The 3,292-nt window shown below is 39.2% G+C and carries 2 protein-coding genes; both read left to right on the plus strand.

Features of this window, described 5'->3' with window-relative positions:
• Nucleotides 1–318 precede the first annotated feature (318 nt).
• The gene (locus UC75_RS11550; protein WP_005303318.1) at nt 319–1,950 is read left to right on the plus strand and encodes an inorganic phosphate transporter; all 1,632 of its coding nucleotides are present in this window, start codon (nt 319–321) and stop codon (nt 1,948–1,950) included.
• 164 nt (nt 1,951–2,114) lie between these two features.
• Nucleotides 2,115–3,292: D-serine ammonia-lyase (locus UC75_RS11555; RefSeq protein ID WP_228137309.1), on the plus strand; the 1,178-nt coding region annotated here is incomplete at its 3' end.

Here is a 3,292-nt window from a genome sequence, read left to right on the forward strand (position 1 = left end):
CATCAAATAGTCATAAAATGATCATGATATTGAAATATTTCATCTCCAATATTCCGTTTTATGACAATTATGCTGTTTAAAAAACAAGCATACGGGTAATTTTTTTTATATTTTTGCTTTAAAAATAGTCATAAATAAGGAAGATATAAATTGATTTAAATTATTGTATTTTAATAAAAAAATAAATTTCATAGAGGAAAGGTGCATCAAATGAGGTCAAAATATGAAAAATTGACTTCATCAGGCGCCGCTTTGTCATATAATTGTCATAATTTAATTTAAGAATACAGAGGATTTTTTTATCCTCTTACCGTCTGCATGAATTCTAATCTACCCCCTGTTTCGGATTCAAAACTTGCGGCAAACCTGCAAGTCAAATCGACGAATGTACATGTCCCGACACCTAAGTTTTTTATGCCGGTGTTTCTGACGATTATTGTTGCAACACTTATTTATATTGGATTTCAGGTGAGTGCTGATTTAGCACATGTACCACCTTTGAGTCTTTATTCGGTTATCCTTTTATCTACTGCACTCTTGATTGCTTTAGGCTTTGAGTTTGTAAATGGCTTCCACGATACTGCAAATGCAGTAGCAACAGTGATTTACACCAATGCTTTACCTGCACCAGTTGCAGTCATGTGGGCAGGTTTTTGTAATTTTCTTGGGGTAATGGTTGCAAGCGGCGCAGTCGCTTACGGCATTATTGCATTGTTGCCTGTTGAACTGATTATGAACATGGGTAGCGGTGCAGGTTTCGCAATGGTTTTTGCGCTTCTTATTGCTGCGATTCTCTGGAACTTAGGTACTTGGTTCTTGGGTATTCCTGCTTCTAGTTCGCATACCTTGATTGGTTCAATCTTGGGTGTGGGCATTATGAACCATCTGTTGAGTGCATCGACTGGCGTAACGACCAGCGGTGTTGATATGGATCAGGTGATTAAAGTCGGTAAGGCATTATTATTTTCACCTTTAATTGGTTTTGCTTTTGCAGCGATTGTATTCTTGTTGGTTAAAACTGTTTTTAAACGCCAATTAGAATTATTCCAGCCGCCAGAAGGTAATAAACCACCACCAGCAATCATTCGTGCAATTTTAATCTTTACCTGTACAGGTGTAAGTTTTGCGCATGGTTCTAATGACGGTCAAAAAGGTATGGGTCTCATCATGCTGATTTTGGTTGGTCTGGTGCCGTTGGCTTATTCATTAAATAAAAACCTTGATACACAACAAGTTCAATCATTCCATCAGCTTTCTTCTCAAACTGCCGTATTTTTGAATCAAAATCAGCCAGAATTAACTGATGAAAAAGCACGTCTTATTCTGACTAAATACATTCAAACTAAACAGCAAACTCCAGAAGTAGTGCCTGCATTGGCAAGCATGACTGACCACTTGGGTGAGCGTGTTTCTAGCTATAGCAACTTAAAAGATATTCCAGAAGCTGCAATTAGCGAAATTCGTAATGACATGTATTTAAGCACCACTTCGTTTAAGCGTTTGGATAAAGCGAATGCATTACCAAAAATGGATCAGTCACAAGAAAAACTTGTGAAAGAATACCGTAGTAGCTTAGATTCATTCTTACAATACATTCCAACTTGGGTGAAAGTAGCAGTTGCTTTGGCACTTGGTTTAGGCACCATGGTGGGCTGGAAACGTATTGTTGTGACCGTAGGTGAGCGTATTGGTAAGCATCATATGACTTATGGTCAGGGGATGTCTGCTGAGCTTGTAGCAATGAGTACAATTGCAGCTGCTGATGGTTTAGGCATGCCTGTTTCAACAACACACGTTTTAAACAGTGCTGTTGCGGGGACTATGGTTGCAAATAGATCAGGCCTAAACTTCAATACAGTTAAAACAATTTTATCTGCATGGGTATTTACACTTCCTGCAACAATCTGTTTATCAGGCGGTTTGTACTGGTTATTCTTGCAGTTTGTATAAAAGCATTTAAAACATTAAAGCCACTGTTCACAGTGGCTTTTTTATTTGTTTCTTTTTTAAGTTCAGTCTATTTTCATGTACATTCAATTATAAATTAACAAGTCGTTATAGGGCATCAAGCAGCTTTAAAAGCTGAGCTTAAACTTTATATATCAGGATAGATTATGGATGCGGTTCAAATAGATCAGCTAAAACAACAATTTCCACTTATTGAGACACTGCAAGCCTATCAAGAGACATTTTGGTTTACACCTCATCGCTATCCTTTAACAGAAGCTTTAGAAAAAGTTGGGCTCACAGCAGAAGACGTAAGTGAAGCGGAAGGAAGACTAGCACGTTTCGCACCTTATTTAGCAAAAGTGTTTCCTGAAACTCAAGCACAACATGGAAAAATTGAATCAGATATCGTTGAAATTCCGAAAATGCAGCAAGCACTTTCTTCAACAGAACAAGTGCAACTGAGTGGAGCATTCTGGCTAAAAAAAGATAGTCATCTCCCTATTTCTGGTTCAATTAAAGCGCGTGGTGGTATTTATGAAGTCTTAGCTCACGCCGAAAAATTGGCAATTGAGGCAGGACTTCTCAAGTTGGAAGACGATTACACTAAACTCGACCAAGACGCATTTCGCACGTTTTTTTCTAAGTATCAAATTGCAGTAGGTTCTACAGGCAACCTTGGGCTTTCGATTGGTATTATGAGCGCCAAACTGGGTTTTAGAGTCACAGTGCATATGTCTGCCGATGCGAGACAGTGGAAGAAAGACAAACTGCGTTCACTAGGCGTCAATGTTGTGGAATATGCCAGTGACTATGGTGTAGCGGTTGAAGAGGGACGAAAAGCAGCAGAACAAGATCCACACTGCTTTTTTATTGATGATGAAAACTCGAAAACATTATTTTTAGGCTATGCCGTTGCAGGAATACGCTTAAAACAGCAATTTGAGCAAAAACAGATTAAAGTTGATGCCGAGCACCCATTATTTGTTTATTTGCCGTGTGGCGTCGGTGGTGGCCCAGGTGGCGTGAGTTTTGGGTTGAAACTGGCTTTTGGTGAGCACGTACATTCTATTTTTGCTGAACCAACCCATTCGCCTTGCATGTTACTTGGTGTCCACACAGGCTTGCATGATCAGATTTCAGTAAATGACATTGGTATTGATAACGTTACCGCCGCAGATGGACTTGCAGTAGGGCGTGCTTCAGGTTTTGTTGGACGTGCTATGCAACAGTTAATTGATGGCTATTACACCATTAACGATGAACGTTTGTATGAACTCATAGCACTTCTAAATCAAACTGAAAATATTCAGCTTGAGCCTTCTGCTGTGGCAGGAATGATGGG

Source organism: Acinetobacter sp. V2 (assembly GCF_001188385.1).
Classification (GTDB): Bacteria; Pseudomonadota; Gammaproteobacteria; order Pseudomonadales; family Moraxellaceae; genus Acinetobacter; species Acinetobacter oleivorans.

Bases quoted from the DNA above. Each gene is read 5' to 3' on its own strand.
- UC75_RS11550 (WP_005303318.1), top strand. From the start codon at position 319: ATGAATTCTAATCTACCCCCTGTTTCGGATTCAAAACTTGCGGCAAAC.